Annotated in this window: 20 protein-coding genes; 15 read left to right on the top strand and 5 right to left on the bottom strand. The window is 55.7% G+C overall.

Annotated elements, in window-relative coordinates; translation table 11 throughout:
• Positions 1 to 2 precede the first annotated feature (2 nt).
• The 3 genes from artI to BM007_RS05765 form a co-directional block, all read right to left on the bottom strand.
• On the bottom strand, positions 3 to 734 hold the full coding sequence (gene artI / locus BM007_RS05775; protein WP_048990934.1) for an arginine ABC transporter substrate-binding protein ArtI: 732 nt from the start codon (positions 732 to 734) through the stop codon (positions 3 to 5).
• A gap of 19 nt (positions 735 to 753) precedes the next feature.
• Positions 754 to 1482, bottom strand: a complete 729-nt coding sequence (gene artP / locus BM007_RS05770) for an arginine ABC transporter ATP-binding protein ArtP (protein ID WP_023310942.1) — start codon at positions 1480 to 1482, stop codon at positions 754 to 756.
• 226 nt (positions 1483 to 1708) lie between these two features.
• Positions 1709 to 2227, bottom strand: a complete 519-nt coding sequence (locus tag BM007_RS05765) for a lipoprotein (protein ID WP_045908429.1) — start codon at positions 2225 to 2227, stop codon at positions 1709 to 1711.
• A 97-nt stretch (positions 2228 to 2324) separates the two neighbouring features.
• Between BM007_RS05765 and BM007_RS05760 the strand changes: the two genes are divergently transcribed.
• From BM007_RS05760 to BM007_RS05750, 3 genes are all read left to right on the top strand, one after another.
• Positions 2325 to 2648: a heavy metal-binding domain-containing protein gene (locus tag BM007_RS05760; RefSeq protein ID WP_023310944.1), complete on the top strand. Its 324-nt coding sequence runs from the start codon at positions 2325 to 2327 to the stop codon at positions 2646 to 2648.
• Positions 2645 to 3475 (top strand): N-acetylmuramoyl-L-alanine amidase, encoded by an 831-nt coding sequence (locus BM007_RS05755; protein ID WP_090417582.1) that lies wholly within the window; start codon positions 2645 to 2647, stop codon positions 3473 to 3475. Before BM007_RS05760 ends, BM007_RS05755 begins: the two co-directional genes overlap by 4 nt.
• A 268-nt stretch (positions 3476 to 3743) precedes the next feature.
• Positions 3744 to 4367, top strand: a complete 624-nt coding sequence (locus tag BM007_RS05750) for a helix-turn-helix domain-containing protein (protein ID WP_061715669.1) — start codon at positions 3744 to 3746, stop codon at positions 4365 to 4367.
• Here the strand turns inward: BM007_RS05750 and BM007_RS05745 are convergent, their stop codons facing one another.
• Both BM007_RS05745 and BM007_RS05740 read right to left on the bottom strand, forming a co-directional pair.
• Positions 4368 to 4997 carry a hypothetical protein gene (locus BM007_RS05745; RefSeq protein WP_090417580.1) on the bottom strand — a complete coding sequence of 210 codons (630 nt, stop codon included), beginning with the start codon at positions 4995 to 4997 and terminating at the stop codon, positions 4368 to 4370.
• Positions 4997 to 6547, bottom strand: a complete 1551-nt coding sequence (locus BM007_RS05740; RefSeq protein WP_090417578.1) for an ExeA family protein — start codon at positions 6545 to 6547, stop codon at positions 4997 to 4999. The genes BM007_RS05745 and BM007_RS05740 overlap by 1 nt, the downstream gene beginning before the upstream one ends.
• Before the next feature lie 300 nt (positions 6548 to 6847).
• On the opposite strand from BM007_RS05740, the gene gspC reads away from it, so the two are divergent.
• Genes gspC through BM007_RS05680 form a run of 12 tightly spaced genes read left to right on the top strand, consistent with a single transcriptional unit; the run spans position 6848 to position 17565 of the window.
• On the top strand, positions 6848 to 7579 hold the full coding sequence (gene gspC / locus BM007_RS05735; protein WP_090417576.1) for a type II secretion system protein GspC: 732 nt from the start codon (positions 6848 to 6850) through the stop codon (positions 7577 to 7579).
• A 13-nt stretch (positions 7580 to 7592) separates the two neighbouring features.
• Positions 7593 to 9518 carry a type II secretion system secretin GspD gene (gspD, locus tag BM007_RS05730; RefSeq protein ID WP_024907839.1) on the top strand — a complete coding sequence of 642 codons (1926 nt, stop codon included), beginning with the start codon at positions 7593 to 7595 and terminating at the stop codon, positions 9516 to 9518.
• A 15-nt stretch (positions 9519 to 9533) separates the two neighbouring features.
• Positions 9534 to 11012 carry a type II secretion system ATPase GspE gene (gene gspE, locus BM007_RS05725; protein ID WP_090417574.1) on the top strand — a complete coding sequence of 493 codons (1479 nt, stop codon included), beginning with the start codon at positions 9534 to 9536 and terminating at the stop codon, positions 11010 to 11012.
• Positions 11012 to 12220 carry a type II secretion system inner membrane protein GspF gene (gene gspF / locus BM007_RS05720; protein ID WP_090417572.1) on the top strand — a complete coding sequence of 403 codons (1209 nt, stop codon included), beginning with the start codon at positions 11012 to 11014 and terminating at the stop codon, positions 12218 to 12220. Before gspE ends, gspF begins: the two co-directional genes overlap by 1 nt.
• Before the next feature lie 3 nt (positions 12221 to 12223).
• Positions 12224 to 12673 carry a type II secretion system major pseudopilin GspG gene (gspG, locus tag BM007_RS05715; protein ID WP_024907836.1) on the top strand — a complete coding sequence of 150 codons (450 nt, stop codon included), beginning with the start codon at positions 12224 to 12226 and terminating at the stop codon, positions 12671 to 12673.
• Positions 12673 to 13158, top strand: coding sequence for a type II secretion system minor pseudopilin GspH (gene gspH, locus BM007_RS05710; protein WP_048990949.1), 486 nt, complete (start codon positions 12673 to 12675; stop codon positions 13156 to 13158). The genes gspG and gspH overlap by 1 nt, the downstream gene beginning before the upstream one ends.
• Positions 13151 to 13531: a type II secretion system minor pseudopilin GspI gene (gspI, locus tag BM007_RS05705; RefSeq protein ID WP_048990951.1), complete on the top strand. Its 381-nt coding sequence runs from the start codon at positions 13151 to 13153 to the stop codon at positions 13529 to 13531. Before gspH ends, gspI begins: the two co-directional genes overlap by 8 nt.
• Positions 13528 to 14133, top strand: coding sequence for a type II secretion system minor pseudopilin GspJ (gene gspJ / locus BM007_RS05700; protein WP_061715663.1), 606 nt, complete (start codon positions 13528 to 13530; stop codon positions 14131 to 14133). Before gspI ends, gspJ begins: the two co-directional genes overlap by 4 nt.
• Positions 14130 to 15140: a type II secretion system minor pseudopilin GspK gene (gspK, locus tag BM007_RS05695; RefSeq protein ID WP_024907832.1), complete on the top strand. Its 1011-nt coding sequence runs from the start codon at positions 14130 to 14132 to the stop codon at positions 15138 to 15140. The genes gspJ and gspK overlap by 4 nt, the downstream gene beginning before the upstream one ends.
• 15 nt (positions 15141 to 15155) lie before the next feature.
• Positions 15156 to 16289, top strand: a complete 1134-nt coding sequence (gspL, locus tag BM007_RS05690; protein ID WP_090417570.1) for a type II secretion system protein GspL — start codon at positions 15156 to 15158, stop codon at positions 16287 to 16289.
• The gene (gene gspM, locus BM007_RS05685; RefSeq protein ID WP_090417569.1) at positions 16286 to 16771 is read left to right on the top strand and encodes a type II secretion system protein GspM; all 486 of its coding nucleotides are present in this window, start codon (positions 16286 to 16288) and stop codon (positions 16769 to 16771) included. Before gspL ends, gspM begins: the two co-directional genes overlap by 4 nt.
• Positions 16768 to 17565 carry a prepilin peptidase gene (locus tag BM007_RS05680; protein WP_090417567.1) on the top strand — a complete coding sequence of 266 codons (798 nt, stop codon included), beginning with the start codon at positions 16768 to 16770 and terminating at the stop codon, positions 17563 to 17565. The genes gspM and BM007_RS05680 overlap by 4 nt, the downstream gene beginning before the upstream one ends.
• The last annotated feature ends 34 nt before the right edge of the window (positions 17566 to 17599 follow it).

Raw genomic sequence — 17599 nt, 5'->3', positions numbered from 1 at the left:
AATTACTTCTGGAACCATTTTTTGTAGATGGTTTCGTAAGTGCCGTCTTTCTTCACTTTTTCCAGCGCAGCGTTGAATTTCTGCTGCAGCTCAGTGTTGCCCTGACGAACGGCAATCCCCAGACCGGTACCGAAGTAATCCTTATCGGTCACTTTGTCGCCCACTGGCGCCAGCTTGTCGTTGGCTTTCAGCCACTCGGTCACAACCGCGGTATCACCGAAAACGCCGTCGATACGGCCATTTTGCAGATCCAGCTTCGCGTTCTGGTAGCTGTCATACGGAACGGTGGTGATTTCCGGATGCTTATCCGTAATGAATTTCTGGTGCGTGGTGCCGTTCTGCACGCCGACTTTTTTGCCTTTCAGCTGATCGACAGAGGTGAATTTACCTTTCTGACCAATGAACAGGGCGGAGTTGTCGTAGTAAGGGGTGGTGAACAGCACCTGCTTTTCACGCTCCGGGGTGATATCCATACCGGCCATCACGGCGTCGATACGGCGGAACTTCAGGCTTGGGATCAGGCTGTCAAACGCCTGGTTGCTGAAGGTACAGGTCGCATCGATCTCTTTACACAGGGCGTTAGCCAGGTCCACGTCGAAGCCCACAATTTTGTTGTTCGCGTCGATGGACTCAAACGGAGGGTAAGAGGCTTCCGTGGCAAAACGAATGGTCTGGGCTGCGGTAGCGGAAAGGGTAACGCCAGCAAGCAGCACGGCAAGTAATACTTTTTTCATTATATTTCCCCTGACACAATCAATGAGATAAATAGTTTTTGAAGGCATCGGTTTGCGGGTTCGCGAAGCAGCTCGCATCACCTTGCTCAACGATATAGCCGTTTTCCATGTAGACCACACGGCTGGCGGTTTTACGCGCCACTTCCACTTCGTGGGTGACGATGACCTGCGTAATGTTGGTTTCCGCCAGCTCGCGAATAATGCTCACGATCTGGGCGGTGATTTCCGGATCCAGCGCCGCGGTGGGTTCATCAAACAGCAGCACCGCGGGTTCCATCATCAGCGCACGGGCAATGGCCACACGCTGCTGCTGACCACCAGAAAGATGCAGCGGATAGCGGTCGCTGTAGGGCTTAAGACGCAGGCGGTCCAGCAGCTTTTCGGCGCGCGCGATCGCCTGATCCTTGCTTAACCCCAGCACGCGGCACGGGGCTTCAATCAGGTTTTGCAGGACGGTCAGGTGCGGCCAGAGATTGTATTGTTGGAAGACCATGCCGACGTTTTGACGAAGTTCACGAATCGCTTTATCAGACGGCGTCTTCGCGAAATCAAAATGGTTACCGGCAATCGCCAGCGTACCTGAACGGGGCATTTCAAGCAGATTAAGGACACGCAGAAGGGAGCTTTTGCCTGCACCGCTTGGGCCAAGCAAAACCAGCGTTTCGCCTTCCGGGCAGTTCAGCGTGATGTCAAACAGCGCCTGGTGTGCGCCGTAGAAGCAGTTAATGCCGTTTAGTTTAATACTCATCGGGGCAGTCTTTACTCATCCAGGCAATCTATAGCAATTGAGGCCGCAGATAGTACCGTTGACAGAATAGTTATGCAATATTTCTGCGTTAAAAGTTAAATATAACCCGTGTTTCCTCTTAAACATAGCACAAAATAGCGAACGGCAAGGTCGGCGAGTATAAATGTCGGCATTCCGCATGAAATGCCGCACATTTTACGGGGGTTACCAGGGAATATCGGCGGATTTAGCGATTCTCAATCGACTGGCGAAGCGTGCCTGCCGGGGCATGAACGCTGCCGCCCACGTAGCGTACGTCGTCCACTGCCCAGCATTGACCTTCACGGATCATCAGCACTTCATCCTGCCAGGTTTGGGTTCCCTGCGTCAGCTTCACGCGCAGCGGAATATTACGGGCGTCCGTATTCGGGATGGTTGATGCGCTCGCCACTTCGGCGCTGTCCGGTAGCGTGGTGCGGCTGGAGAACGGATCGGATTTCAGCAGGGCGTTATGCTGTGGATCGCGGGTGGCATCGTTAAGCAGTTTTGCCAGGCCATCGCTCAGATACGGGCGTAGCCCGGTGAGGTCGTTGCTGCGGTGCTGAATGCGATAATCATAGAACTGCTGCGCCACGGTGTCGGGGCCGCCCTCTATGCAGGGGCCGCTGCGGGTACCGATATCCTTAAAGGCTGGCGTGACCGTGGTGGTACAGGCGCTGAGCACCAGCGCGCAGGGCACGAAAAGTGTTAAAGCAGAATAGCGCATGTTGATTTCCTTATTTATTAACTATCCTTTCAATCATAGCGTAACGAACCGATAATGCTGTGCCTAAGGCATTGAACGCTAAAGAAGGAGAGAAACCATGCAGTTTTCAACAACGCCAACCCTGGAAGGGCAGACAATAACCGAGTACTGCGGCGTGGTCACCGGCGAAGCGATTCTCGGCGCCAATATCTTCCGTGACTTTTTTGCCGGTATCCGCGACATCGTGGGCGGCCGCTCTGGCGCGTACGAAAAAGAGCTGCGCAAAGCGCGCGAAATCGCCTTTAAAGAGCTTGGCGAGCAGGCGGAAGCCCTCGGCGCGGATGCGGTCGTCGGGATTGATATCGACTACGAAACGGTCGGGAAAGATGCCAGCATGCTGATGGTGAGCGTGAGCGGTACGGCGGTGAAAACCCTCCGATGAGGCGTTCGTTTGCCACAATCCTGCTGGCGCTGCTGCTGGCAGGGTGTGCCGCGGAAAAGGGAATCATCGATAAAGGTGCCTACGAGCTGGATACGCGTCATCAGGCTCAGGCGGCTTACCCGCGCATCAAGGTGCTGGTTATCCACTACACCGCGGATGATTTTGACAGCTCGCTGGCCACGCTGACGGATAAGAACGTCAGCTCTCACTATTTGATCCCGGCTAAACCCCCGGCACCGGACGGTAAGCCGCGCATCTGGCAGCTGGTGCCCGAGAGCGAACTGGCCTGGCATGCGGGCATTAGCTTCTGGCGCGGCACAAACCGCATCAATGATACGTCTGTCGGCATTGAGCTGGAGAACCGCGGCTGGCAAAAAACGTCGGGCGTTAAGCGCTTTACCCCGTTTGAGCCTGAGCAAATTGCGGCGCTGGTGCCGCTCGCCAAAGATATTATTACCCGCTACAACATCAAACCTGAAAACGTGGTGGCCCATTCGGACATCGCGCCGCAGCGCAAAGACGATCCCGGCCCGCTGTTCCCGTGGCGACAGCTTGCTCAGCAGGGCATTGGCGCATGGCCCGATCCGGCGCGCGTCGCGTTCTATATTAACGGGCGTCCGCGCTATCAGCAGGTGGCGACCGGGGCATTACTCGATCTCCTCGCGCGGTATGGCTATGAGGTGCCGGTTGACAGCACCCCTGCGCAGCAAAAGCGCATCATCACGGCGTTCCAGATGCATTTCCGGCCTGACCTGTGGAACGGTATTGCGGACGTCGAAACGATGGCCATTGCCGAAGCGCTTCTGGAGAAGTACGGGCAGGGGTAATCCTTCGGACTACCCCGAATGCCTTAACGCATTCTGATTTTCTTCAGATTAATCTTAAGTACAAACTCAATTCATTTTTAGTTAATTGACTTAAAATTATCCGGATTTAAGATAGACACATAGCTTGCTAATTAATATAGCAAATAAATATATCGCATTTATTCTTTATTTCTCTCATTGAGAATTTCACAGGAACATATTCAGGGCTTAAGGCTTTTTTGCCCTATGCCTGCATTTTTAAATTTCACATCTTAAATCGGGTATAACAATGTTAAGCATCTATGCAAAAAAATTACGTCCGCAATATGAAATGGAAGCCATTATTTCTGCTACATCAGGTTTTGAAGAGAAGATCTTAAAGAAATGGCAGAAACTCTCCACGTCCGATTCACAATATATTCATATTATCGTCAGCGGTGAAGTTGAATTCCGACGCGAATCCGACGAACTGTGTATGTTCACGGTAACGGGCCAGTGCATTTTTGGCCTCTCGTCGATGTACTATAACGCAACCCATATGTACGGCCTCATTCGCGCTAACGCTGTGGTGCGCTCAATCAAAAAAGAGGTCTTCGCGCAGCTGATGACCGATAACAATTTATGGCCTGAACTCACCAAAGTGCTGGCCTGGTACATCTGTATGCTGAGCAAACGCGACGATGTGCTGGTTGCCCGCAGCGCTTATTCTGTAGTGCGCGAGTTTTTATACGAGATTAATGAGCTGATTGTTCATCATCAGCGTGATATTAATATTTATGATTACATTCAGGAGTATACCAATCTGGCGCGCAGTACCATCATTAAAATCCTCTCCGACCTCAAAAAAGGTCAATATATTGTGGTGGAAAAAGGTCGACTCCTTAATCTGAACACATTGCCTGAAAAATACTAACTATTCCAGCCGATCTCCTTTTTCACTCAAAGGAGATCGGGATCCCACGTTATGTTGCACTCTCGTCTGCGAATTATCCTGCGTTTCATCCACCGGTGGCGCGGGAATTTTGCCTTGCGAATAATCTTGCTCCTGTTCTTTTAACGCCTGCTTAAACAACTCGGTTACAGAAGCATCCTCACTGCCTGTACTGGCGGGCGCGACATCATGCGCTTCGGTGCCGGGTAACGTATCCCGCGACGTATCGTGCGGTTCCGCGCCGTCGGGCGCTTGCTGCCAGTCGGCATCGTCGCTGTTAATCGGCAGATCCTGCATGGCAGGGATGTCTGCCTGCACCGGTGCGGGTTTCGGATGTGGATGCGGGAACGGCTTGCTCACATACACGTAGTGCATATCAGAAAGCTGCGTTTCAGGTTTCGCGACGCTCGCTTTTGTTACCGGTTCCGGCGCAGGATGACGCAGATTCCAGTAAGTATGCGCGTACACGCCCGCCGTCAACATGACGCACAGACCCAACATCCCTAAAAAGGCGTTGCCGACGATTTTTCTCAGGCTGGGGAGGCGATACGAAAACCAGACCGCCTCCCCGGTAGCGTAGCTGCGCTGGGCCGCAAAACAGATGGTAGACATCAGGCTTTCTTCTCCTGCATTTTCGGGGAGGTCTGGATCAGCACGCTCGGCGTGGAATGGGTTTCACGCATTAACTGCATCAATGTATCTTCCCCTGGAATGCCATCCACATGCAGATGCATTTTTTGCTGGAACTCGCGGGTGCGTTTCATCATCTCCGCCGTCCAGGTCCGGGAATGGGTTTCCGGCTGGTTAAGGGCTACGCTCAGCTGCTGGTCAAGCCAACCCATGTCCTTCGCATCGCTGGCGGCGCTGATGACGTCTTTACCTTCCGGCGTCAGGCGGTGCAATTGGGTAAAGTTGCCGGTGGCATGCTGGTTAAACCAGCTGCGGCTTACCTGCCAGGTACGGTTGTTCATCAGCAGGTCGAGTGAGTTATCCCCGACGCGGGCGACCACGGCATAATTGAGGTGGTTGCCGGTTTTCAGTTCACTTACCCACGGATACCCTTCCTGCGCCAGCGCGTCCGGTGAGGCGTTACCCTGCCTGCACATCAGGTTCACCTTCGCGGCGTTTTGACACAGGGCATCGTCCGCTGAGGCGTCATATCCCCACATCAGATAGAGCTGATGCATGGCATCCGGCTGATTGACCATTTCATTGTCGATAAACGGCACCACCGGGGCCTGAACATGTGGCGTCTGCTGTTTCCAGCTGGCAGGCACCGGGAGCTGAACCGGAAGTTTTGCATCGATCGAGGAGGTTAAACACCAGCCGCAGGCGGCAAACAGCACGGATGCGAATAAACCGACGGTAGCCAGGCGCTTACCGTGTTTTTTCGCAGGCAGCGTCTCGCCGGAGGCCAGACGTAAATGACGCGGGCTGACCTGATCCGCACGCTCGGTCCAGGCGGCGAGCATCGACAGGTGGGCCAGCTCGTTCAGCTTGCTGATATTCCCTCTGGTCAGCGCATGCATCTTGCGCACGCGCGCCGGGGTTAACGGTGAGCTCTCGCATCCGTGCTCTTCACACTGCGCCTCAACGTAGCGGAGAGATTCCCGGCAGGTAAGAGGACGCAGGCTGTGACGGGTATGCGCATATTCACGCAGCTCAGGCTGCTGCATCAGGACGGCTTCCCGATCCGCTGCGCCCATCAGCACGATGGAGAGGCAAAACCCCAGCTCCTGGGCGCGCGTCAGTAGCATAGCCAGCACCTCCTGACAGGTGTCCTTCATGGCTTCGGTGTGGCTAATCACCAGCACTTTCGTCCTGGTTTTTTCCCCTTGCCACTGGTGCAGGATGGTATCCACCGCCTGAAGCCGGTTTTTGCTCTCTTTCGTTCCCGGGTTGAGTTTATACAGCAGGCTACTGGCACTCAGTTTTGGAAACGCGTTGATGGCAAAAACGTCAGGATTAGCGGATTTCAGGGCGTCGCTGAACTGGCCCAGCAGCGGGGCATCGTCAGCAAAGAGCCCAATAATCCCCGCCTGTTGGGTTTTCTCTTTCAGCAGGTTGAACACATCCTGATGATAAGGCACCAGAAAATCCCCGGATAACCCGGTTATTTTCCGAAAGGGCGGGTTTTTAAAATTAAAGTGGCTCTGATACATAACGACTTACCGTCTCTGATTAGGAATAGCAACAGGACGAGAAAGTAAAGCAACGCTATAGGGTGGTCAATTTGCGCACAGGGTAAAAATATCCTGCCGGTGAGGCCTAACATCTGGATTTTATGCGGTCAATATTTTTCTGTATGAAAGTTAGCGGCAAAGTGAGTGGTCGTTTTTACAGCGGGAAATTACGCTTTGCTCACATATTGGCGCAGCGCGACGCTGCTTATTTTCGCTTTGCTAAAGGCCAGATGAAAAATGAGGTTCTCATTTCTGTCACGGTGGATAACGCCTTGCATTATGTTTGTGCTGTTAATTTTTTGCGGCCAGCAAGGGTATCTGACGTTTAAAGATTATAAAAAAGTTACGAATAAGTTGGCTAACGCTGATGCGCAGCCGCTGAAAACGCGTCGTGATAAAAAAACATTCACCCTTTTCACGGCGGCCGTGCGTCAGGACAACCTGCCAGCCGCCGCGAAAGCCCCGCTGGCAGCGGAGATCGAAGGTATTGTGCGCAGCGATGACGCCTGGCTTTCTTTCGCCGTGATCAAAACGCCGGGTGGTCAGAAGAGCTACCGTGAAGGCGAGCCGCTGACCGGTTTTAACGATGCCTATATTCAGGAAATTAACAAAGACAATGTGGTGGTTAATTACGAAGGTGCTACGCAGGTACTGGCATTAAATAAACCTGATTATTTTAAGGGCGGCGTTGACAGCGGCCCGGTAAGCAAATCGACGAAAGATGCAGGCGCGGAAAGTGTGCATCTGAATGATTATCTGGTGTTAAAGCCGTTAATCGAAAAAGGCCAGCTGGAAGGCTACAACATTAATCCAAGGAATGCCTCTTCCTTCTACAGCCATTCAGGGCTCGAAAAAGGTGATGTGGCGGTAAAAGTGAATTCTGTCGATATGACCGATGAAGCAAAGGCAAAAAGTATTATTGCCAACTGGTCGAAAATGAAAGAGGCGGAGGTCGTCGTCAGACGTCACGCTCACCTTGAAAATATTCGGGTTAATGTTCTAAACAATTAACAAGTGTACAGACATGAAGAAATTTCCCTGGGCGTGCGTGGCGCTGACCGCATTGTCGTTATATTCAAGTTCGCTGCTTGCAGCCAACTTTAGCGCGAGCTTTAAAAATACCGATATCCGCGAGTTTATCGATACGGTAGGCCGCAATCTAAATAAAACCATACTCGTCGATCCGTCCGTGCAGGGCTCGGTGTCGGTGCGAACCTACAACGTGCTGACGGAAGATGAGTATTACCAGTTCTTCCTGAGCGTGCTGGATTTGTACGGCCTGTCGGTGATCCCGATGGACAACGGCATGATTAAAGTAGTGCGTTCCAGCGTGGCCCGTACCGCCGGCGCGCCGCTGGCAGACAGCAAAAACCCGGGTAAAGGTGATGAGATCATCACCCGCGTCGTGCGCATGGAAAATGTGCCGGTACGTGAACTTGCCCCGCTGCTGCGCCAGCTCAACGATGCCACCGGCATCGGCAACGTGGTGCACTTTGAACCGTCCAACGTGCTGCTGTTGACCGGTAAAGCCTCGGTGGTGAACCGCCTGGTGGATCTGGTTCAGCGCGTGGACAAAGACGGGATTCAGCGCCGCGAGATCGTGCCGCTGCGCTTTGCCTCCGCCAAAGAGCTCTCCGACATGTTGAACAACCTCAACAATGAAGAGCAGAAAGGGCAGAACGCGCCGCAGCTGGCCACAAAAGTGGTGGCGGATGACGAAACCAACAGCCTGGTGATCAGCGGCTCGGAAGATGCGCGCATGCGTACCCGCTCTCTGATCCATCAGCTGGACCGCGAGCAGAACAACGAGGGGAATACCCGCGTCTTCTACCTCAAATATGCCAGCGCCACGAAGGTGGTGCCGGTTCTGACCGGGATAGGTGAACAGCTGAAGGACAAGGCCAGTACGCCGAAGGCGAAAACCGCCACCGCGTCCAGCGATCTGAACATTACCGCCGACGAGGCCACCAACTCGCTGGTGATCACCGCCCAGCCTAACGTGATGAACTCCCTTGAGAAGGTGATCGACAAGCTCGACATCCGTCGTCCACAGGTGCTGGTGGAAGCGATCATTGCTGAAGTGCAGGACGGTAACGGCCTGGATCTCGGCGTGCAGTGGACCAGCAAGCACGGCGGCGTGCAGTTCGGCTCCACCGGCCTGCCAATCAGCCAGATTAAAAACGGCACCATGAAGGGGGCGAGCTTCACCGGCCTTGCGACCGGCTTCTTTAACGGCGATTTCGGGGCGCTGATGACCGCGCTCTCTACCGACGGCAAAAACGACATTCTCTCTACCCCAAGCGTGGTCACGCTGGATAACAAAGAGGCGTCGTTCAACGTCGGTCAGGACGTGCCGGTGCTTTCCGGCTCCCAGACCACCAGCGGCGACAACGTCTTTAACTCCGTTGAGCGCAAGACGGTCGGGACCAAGCTGAAAATTGTGCCGCAGATCAACGACGGCGACATGATCCACCTGAAGATTGAGCAGGAAGTCTCCAGCGTCGACAACAGCGCGACGGAAGATGCCAGCCTTGGCCCAACCTTCAACACCCGTACCATCAACAACGAAGTGATGGTGCACAGCGGGCAGACGGTGGTGCTCGGCGGCCTGATGGAGAACGTCACCAAACAGTCGGTCTCCAAAGTGCCGCTGCTGGGCGATATCCCGCTGGTCGGCCAGCTGTTCCGCTATACCTCGCAGGATACGTCGAAACGCAATCTGATGGTGTTTATCCATACCACCGTGCTGCGCGACGACGACAACTACAGCGCGGCGTCGAAAGAGAAATATGACCAGATCCGCGCCCGCCAGCAGCAGCGCGTGGAAGAGAAAAAGCTCGGCATTATCGAACCAACGGATAACGCGGTACTGCCCGCGTTTCCCGTCGACGCCAGCGCCGCGCCGGTAAAAACCAGCGCCAGCACACCGCGCAATCCGTTTAAACACTAAGGCGGCGAGGGCACCGTGGACGAACTGACTAAAACCCTGTGTAGCAGCAGCTACGCAAAAGATAACGGCGTTCTGTTTTACAACAACGACGTCTATATCCGTGATAACACCCCGGCGTTAGCACTGCTGGAAGTGCGCCGGGTGCTGGGACGCGCGTTCGTCCCGGTGACCCTGACATCTGAAGCCTTTGACGAGCTGCTGGCCAAGATCTGGCAGCAGAGCAGCGGCGTTTCGCAGCAGCTGGTGGATGATATGGACGCGGATATCGACCTGATGGCGTTAACCGAGGAGATCCCGGATAACGAAGACCTGCTTGATAACGACGAGAACTCGCCGGTGATCCGCCTGATCAACGCCATTCTCGGCGAGGCGGTGAAGGACGGCGCGTCGGATATTCATATCGAAACCTTCGAGCGCACGCTGAGTATTCGCTTCCGCGTTGACGGCGTGCTGCGCCCGGTGCTGCAACCGGCGCGCAAGCTGGCACCGCTGCTGGTGTCGCGCATCAAGGTCATGTCGAAACTGGACATCGCCGAGAAGCGCCTGCCGCAGGATGGCCGTATCTCTCTGCGCATCGGCCGCAAGGCCATCGACGTGCGCGTCTCGACCATTCCGTCCCAGTACGGCGAGCGCGTGGTCATGCGCCTGCTCGATAAAAGCAACCTGAAGCCCGACATCAACAAGCTGGGCCTGATTGATGAAGAGCTGGAGAAGTTAAAAGGGCTGATTGACCGCCCGCACGGCATTATCCTGGTCACCGGGCCGACAGGTTCCGGTAAAAGTACCACCCTGTACGCCATTCTCTCGGCGCTGAACGGCCATGAGCGCAACATCCTGACCGTTGAAGACCCGATTGAATACGAGCTGGAAGGGGTGGGGCAGACGCAGGTTAACCCGCGCGTGGACATGACCTTTGCCCGCGGGCTGCGCGCCATTCTGCGTCAGGACCCGGACGTGGTGATGATCGGGGAAATTCGCGACGGCGAAACCGCGCAAATTGCGGTACAGGCCTCGCTTACCGGTCACCTGGTCATGTCTACGCTGCACACCAACAGCGCCGCCGGGGCGATTACCCGCCTGCGGGATATGGGGCTGGAGTCGTTTTTAATCGGTTCATCGTTGCTCGGTGTCATTGCCCAGCGTCTGGTGCGTCGGCTGTGTACGCACTGCCGCACCACCAGTCCGCTGGACGCCAATGAAAAAGCGCTATTCAGCTTTATGGAGACGCCGCCGAAAGCGATTTACCGCGCGGTGGGGTGTGAACACTGCCGCCAGAGCGGCTATCAGGGCCGTGCCGGTATTCATGAATTTCTGGTGGTGGACAGCACCATGCGCCGCGCCATCCATGAAGATAAGGACGAAATGTCCATCGAAACGCAGCTCTTTAAGCAGGCCTACAGCCTGCGCGAAAACGGGCTGCTGAAGGTGATTAGCGGCATCACCTCTCTGGAAGAGGTGATGCGCGTCACCGCCGAGCGTGGAGGGGATGAGTAATGGCCTTCTACGCCTGGACGGCAACGGATGCGGCGGGCAAAACCCGGCGCGGCACGCTGCAGGTCGAGGGGCAAAAACAGGTTCGCCAGTGGCTTCGCGAACAAAAGCTAATGCCTGTCAGCATCACCGAAACCCGCGAAGCGGCGGTGTCCGGGAAAGCAAAGACCGGGGCTAAGCTCTCCACGCCGGTGCTGTCGATGTTTACCCGCCAGCTTTCCACGCTGGTCAACGCCGCGCTGCCGCTGGAAAGTGCGCTGAAGGCCATCTCGAAGCAGACGGAAGACAAAAAGCTGGCGGCGATGGTGGTGGAGATCCGTGAAAAGGTGGTGGAAGGGCACACGCTGTTTGACGCCTTCAGCCAGTTCCCGCGCACCTTCGACAAGCTCTACTGCACCCTGGTGATGGCCGGTGAAAAGACCGGTCACCTGGGCGACGTGCTGGAGAAGCTGGCGGAGTACAACGAGCAGCGTCAGAAGATGAAAAGCAAGCTGACGCAGGCGATGGTCTACCCGATTACCCTGACGGTGGTGGCCATCGCGGTGATCGGCATTCTGCTGGTGGCGGTGGTCCCGCAGGTGATCGAGCAGTTCACCCACATGAAGCAGCAGCTGCCGATCACCACCCGCACGCTGATCGCAGTGAGCGATTTCCTGCAGGCGTACGGCATCTATATTGTCGGGATCCTGGCCGGTGGGTTTATCGGCTTTAAGACCTGGCTCAGAAATGCCAAAAACCGCTTTCGCTGGCACAGCTGGCTGGTGAACGGCTCGCCGATTAAAAAGCTGATGTGCGCCATCAACAGCGCCCGCTATATCCGAACCCTGAGCATTCTGCAGGCCAGCAGCGTGCCGCTGCTCGAAGGGATGTATATCGCGATGGACGGTATCGAAAACCTCTACGCCCGGCAGGTGCTGGAGCAGGCCGCCGATACCGTGCGCCAGGGGGCATCTTTATATGCTGCGCTTGAACAGGCGAAATTATTCCCGCCAACCATGCTGTACATGATTGCCTCCGGCGAAGAGAGCGGGGAGCTCGGCAATTTAATGGACCGCGCGGCGGAAAACCAGGAGTCGGCATTACAGCATCGAATTACGTTAACGCTGTCGGTATTTGAACCGGCGCTGGTGGTCTCCATGGCGACGATTGTTTTATTTATCGTGCTGTCAATATTACAGCCGCTTCTGCAACTTAATAATATGGTAGGTTAAATCATGGCTATAAAACGTAAAAACCTGGCTCGCCAGGCGGGCTTCACCTTGCTCGAATTAATGGTGGTGATCGTTATTCTCGGCGTTTTAGCGAGTATGGTGGTACCAAACTTAATGGGCAATAAAGAAAAAGCGGATACGCAAAAAGCGACCAGCGATATTGTCGCGCTCGAAGGCTCGCTGGATATGTATAAGCTCGATAACCACCGCTACCCGACAACAGAGCAGGGCCTGCAGGCGCTGGTGACCAAGCCTGAAATCGCACCCATCCCGAACGGCTACCGCGCTGACGGCTATATTCGCCGCCTGCCGCAGGACCCGTGGGGAAACGATTATCTGCTCGTCAGCCCGGGCGAACACGGCGCAGTTGACGTCTTCTCTGCCGGTCCGGACGGCGAAGCCAATACCGCCGATGATATTACGAACTGGTCGCTGGATAAGAAAGAGAAATAATGAAAAATCAACACGGCTTTACGTTGCTGGAAATTATTCTGGCGCTGGTGATATTTGCCAGCTGCGCCATGATGGTGGTGTCAACAATACCCTCACGCAGCGGTGCGGATATATTTGGCCAGCAATTAAAAGCCCTCGTTGATTATGGTTCAGACCGCGCGGTAATGGACGGAAATATCGTCGGGCTGGTAATCACCACCGATAAATATCAGCTGGTCACGCTCGACGATAAAAATGGCGTGCGTCACTGGGTGCCTTTATCTGCCGGACGAATTACCACCAAAGGCGATTTTCCGCAGGAGATGCATGTATCGCTGTCGCCCCAGCGTCTGGCGGCCACCGTCGAGGCCGATCCCCAGATCCTCTTTCTGCCGGACGGTGAGATTGGCCGCTTTACGCTGACGCTGCAAAGCTACGACAAACAGCACCATTTCCGCGTGGTGTCGCAGGGCGCGGCCCCGGTATCGGTAGAGGACGATGACTAAAGGCAAGGTTAAGCAGAACGGGATGACGCTGCTGGAGGTGATGGTCGCGCTGGTCATCTTCTCCACCGCCGCGCTGGCGCTGATGAACTCGGTCTCCCTGAACGTGCGTTTTACCCACGGGCTGGCCGACACGCTGCAGGCCAGTTGGGTGGCCGAGAACCAGCTGGCGGAAGCGCAGCTCGCGAAAACCGACTTCCCGGATGCTGAGGAGCAGGGAACGGAAATCATGGGCGGGCGCGGCTGGAACTGGCGCAAGCAGCGGGTCAAAACCTCCGACAACGGCTGGGCTAACGCGATTCGCGTGTATGCCGAAGGTGACGACAGCCAGCCGGTTATTTCGCTGCAGATCGTTGGGCCAGGAGAGAGCCAGTGAAGAGAACCCGACGCCAGCGCGGTTTTACCCTGCTGGAGATCATGATTGCCCTGACCATCTTTGCGGTGATCGGCACGCTGGCCTGGCAAATTCTGGACGGGGCGATGCGCACCAGTTCGGCCACCGATGCCAGCGCGGCGAAGCTCAATCAGCTGCAGCGCGCATGGAACCTGATGGAGCGTGATTTCTACCAGCTGCAGGCGCGCGCGCCGCGCAACGAGCCGGATCTGTTCCGTCAGGCGGACGATGCGCTTGAGCTGACCACGCTGAACGGCGTGAGCGGCACGGTCCAGCTGGAGCGCGTGCGCTGGCGGCTGGAACAAGGGCATCTGTATCGCGACGTCTGGCCGGTGATTGACGGCCCGGCGGACGCGAAACCCGACGAGGTGCCGATTGTCAGCGACGTGAAATCCCTGCAGTGGCGTTTTTACCGTCAGGGCTGGCAGAAAAGATGGAGCGACCCGGCGCATCTGCCGGACGGCGTGGAGCTGACGTTGACCATGGAAAACGGTGATACCTGGCGCTGGGTATTTACGACCCCGGGAGATCTGCCTGAGGCCGCTGCACCTGCCCCGCAGCCGGCACAGGAAGTGAAGCCATGAGCCGATTACAGAAACAGAAAGGCGTAGCCCTGCTGGTGGTGCTGATCCTGCTGGTGATGATGTCGGCGCTGGCTGCCAAAATCAGCCAGCAGTTCTGCCGCAACCTGCAAAAAACGCATTACCAGGTAAGCCAGCAGCAGCTGCGCTGGGCGATGCAGGCCCAGGAAAAGGTGGTGAAAGACCGGCTGCAGGCCGACGCCAGCGGGGAAAGCAAAGCGCTCTCCCCCGACGGCGACTGGCATCAGCCGCTGGAAACCCGGGGCGAAGACTACACGGTGGTCGGCCAGGTGGAAGACGCGCAGGACTGCTTTAATGTCAACAACCTGCTGGCGGTCGAGAAAGTTGCCCAGGGGAAAAACCCCCCGGCGGTGCCGGAAAAGCCCCGCAGAGAGCAGATTGTTGAACAGCTTCTGACGCAGAGCGGCCTGAGCCAGACCAATGCGGAAGAGGTGTATCTGCAGCTGGTGGACTATCTCGATGGCGACACGACGACGGCCAAAGAGGGCGCTGAGACCGATGCCTGGGCTGGCGTGGTGCCCGCTCGCCAACCGGCGAACCAGATGATGCGCACCATTGCGGAGATCACGCTGCTGCCCGCATTTCCGGCTGCCGCTTACCCGAAGGTGAGCAAGCTGCTGTGCGCGCTGCCGGACGCCGCCAGCAAGGTGGATGTGAATACCCTGAAACCGGAGCAGGCCGCCTTGCTGGCCGCGCTGTTCCCGGGAAAACTCAATGAAGATGATGCCGTTCGCCTGATTGAATCGCGTCCTGAAACCGGCTGGGAAAGTATGGAAACCTTCAGCAAAGCGCTGGAGCAGGCCTTCCCGCAGTTGAAAGACGACCTTCCACAGGTGGCCGACTATCTCTCCATTAACAGCCGGTATTTCCGCGTCAATTATACCGGCAATACCGATGAATTAACGCTTCGCGTGGTGAGCCAGCTTCAGGTCAATAACGAAGCCGGTGAGATCGTGACGTGGCAGCGCCGTTACCGAATGATTGAATAAGAAAAGTAGAACGCTATGAAACAGGTCCTTTTTGTGCGTCCCGACAGCCGCGAGGGCGGGAAAATAATGTGGTGTGTCTCCGGCAGCGAGCAGGTTGAGACGCTGGATAGCCTTGACTCGCTGATAAACCATCCCCTGGCGGCACGCGTTTGCCTGCTGCTGCCTGCCAGCAACATGATCTTCCGCCACTTTACGCTGCCGAAAAAAGTTGCCTCGCAGGCGGCTGCATTCTCGTGGATGGCGGAAGAGACGCTGATTGGTGACGTGGATAATCTTCACTGGACGGTGCTCAACAAAAAGGGCACCGAGGTCGATGCGGTGGCGATTGATGCCGACCAGCTGCGCGGATGGTTAACCCGTTTTCAGGCCGCCGGAATGAAGGTGATCCAGGCGTTGCCGGATGCCTGGCTGCTGCCGGTAGCAGAGGGAGGAAGCACGCTGGTTAAGCAGGATGAAAGCTACTGGCTGCGTTTATCCCCCCACACCGCCGGGGAGATGGAGGCCAGCCTGCTGCCGCTGCTGATGCAAAAAGCGGGCGAGGGCGAGGTGTGCTGCTACGGCGCGCAGCCTGAAGGGGTTGACGTTGACCTCCTGCAGCCCTGGCAGCATCCGCTGGTACTGATCCAGCCGCAGTGGCAAACCTGCCGCGTGAATATTATGCACGGTGAATTCAGCGCGAAAGCGGGCTCGGGTAAAGCCCCGAAAGGCATCAAAGCGGCAATGGCCGCAGCGGGTCTGCTGTCTCTCGGCCTGTTGCTCGGCCCGCGCGTCGCCATGGCCTGGATGCTGGTGCAGCAGGAGAATGCTATACAGCAGGAGATCGTTCAGGTTTTTCAGCACCATTTTCCGAGTATGCGCCAGAAGACCAACATCAAATACCACTTTGATCAAAACATGAAAAAGCAGACCAAAGGGGTATTTTTGCAGCTTGAAGCGCTGGAGAAAGCCAGGCAGGCCGTGCCGGCGATGGAAATCGATCTGCTGGAATACGACGCCCAACAGAACACGCTGACGCTGAGCGTCAGTGCGCAAAACCAAACCGCGTTGCAGACGTTTGTGGATCAGGCGGGGGAAAATTTTGATTTTACCCTGCAGCCTGTTTCCACCGCTGCACCTTATACCGCCATGATCGCAGGGAAATATAAATGAAAGAGCGAATCGCGCAGCTTAAGTCTCGTTATCAGAATTACAGCGCCAGGGAAAAAGTCATTATAAAAATATGTGCCGTTGCCCTTGCGGGGACGGCCGTTTATTACGCAGGCATGATCCCGCTGGATAATATGATTCTGAACAGTAAAGCCACGCTGAGCAGACAAAAAGAGACGTTGAACTGGATGCGCAGTGAAATAGATAAAAACCATCTCCAGGTCCAGATTGTCAAAACAGATAATCCGCGTACGGTGGTGGAGAGTAGCGCACAGGAAATTAATCTTCCCCTGACGGATGTGCGTCAGGATGGACAAACCTTATCGTTCGTCGTGAATCGCGTAAACGTCTATGAATTAAAGAGCTGGCTGCGGGAAATTAACCAGACCTCCGGCGTCAGGCTGCAAAAAATGAACCTCACGCCGGTCGATCGCCTCAGTGATGTAAAAGCGGAAGTCCAGCTCACCTGGAGCAAGGCCGCATGAACACCTTCGCGCTGATGCGGGAGGTTTACCCGGTGGGGTTCCCGCTGATGAGTGCGATTCTGGGCGGCATTGTGGGGAGCTTTCTGGGCGTCGTCGCCGAGCGCGTACCGGGCATGGTGATGGAGGAAGAGGACGGCAGTAATTTGCTCTTTCCGGCGTCGCACTGCCCGGCGTGTCAGCACACCCTGGCCGCCTGGGAGAATATTCCGCTGGTCAGTTGGCTTCTCCTGCGTGGACGTTGTAGCCGCTGCGGCGTGGGTATCCCATTGAGAATATTTTTGATCGAACTTTTTTCCGCGCTGTTTTTTGGCGTCACCGCCTGGTGTATGCCAAACGTACAGGTCTTGTTCTCCCTGTGGGTACTGGCGGCGTTCTTGTTGCCTCTGGCCTTGATCGACTGGCGGCATCAGCTGCTGCCGGATTGCCTGACGCAGCCTCTGCTGTGGGCTGGCCTGTTGCTCCATACGTTTGACCATACGATGCCGCTACGCGATGCGCTTTTTGGCGCCGTGGCAGGTTATCTCTCTCTTTGGCTGCTCTACTGGGCATTTCGGCTTTGTACCGGGCGGGAAGGGCTGGGCTATGGCGATTTTAAGCTGCTGGCGGCTTTGGGGGCCTGGTGCGGCTGGCAGGCATTACCCATGCTGGTATTAGTCGCCGCCTTAAGCGGTATTGTCGGTTATTTCATCCTGAATATCTTAAATAAAAATAACCTCATTATTGCTTTCGGACCCTATCTCTCATTTGCTGGAATAGTGGTGTTTATTGGGCAGCAGTTTGCTTTCATATTTTAAATATTTCGGTCAAGTTTTTTTGTCAATTTTTTCG

The sequence above is a fragment of the Enterobacter sp. NFIX59 genome, assembly GCF_900113755.1.
GTDB classification, from domain to species: domain Bacteria; phylum Pseudomonadota; class Gammaproteobacteria; order Enterobacterales; family Enterobacteriaceae; genus Enterobacter; species Enterobacter pseudoroggenkampii.
The sequence above is the reverse complement of the archived record's forward strand: the minus strand, read 5'-3'. Positions and strand labels throughout refer to the sequence as shown.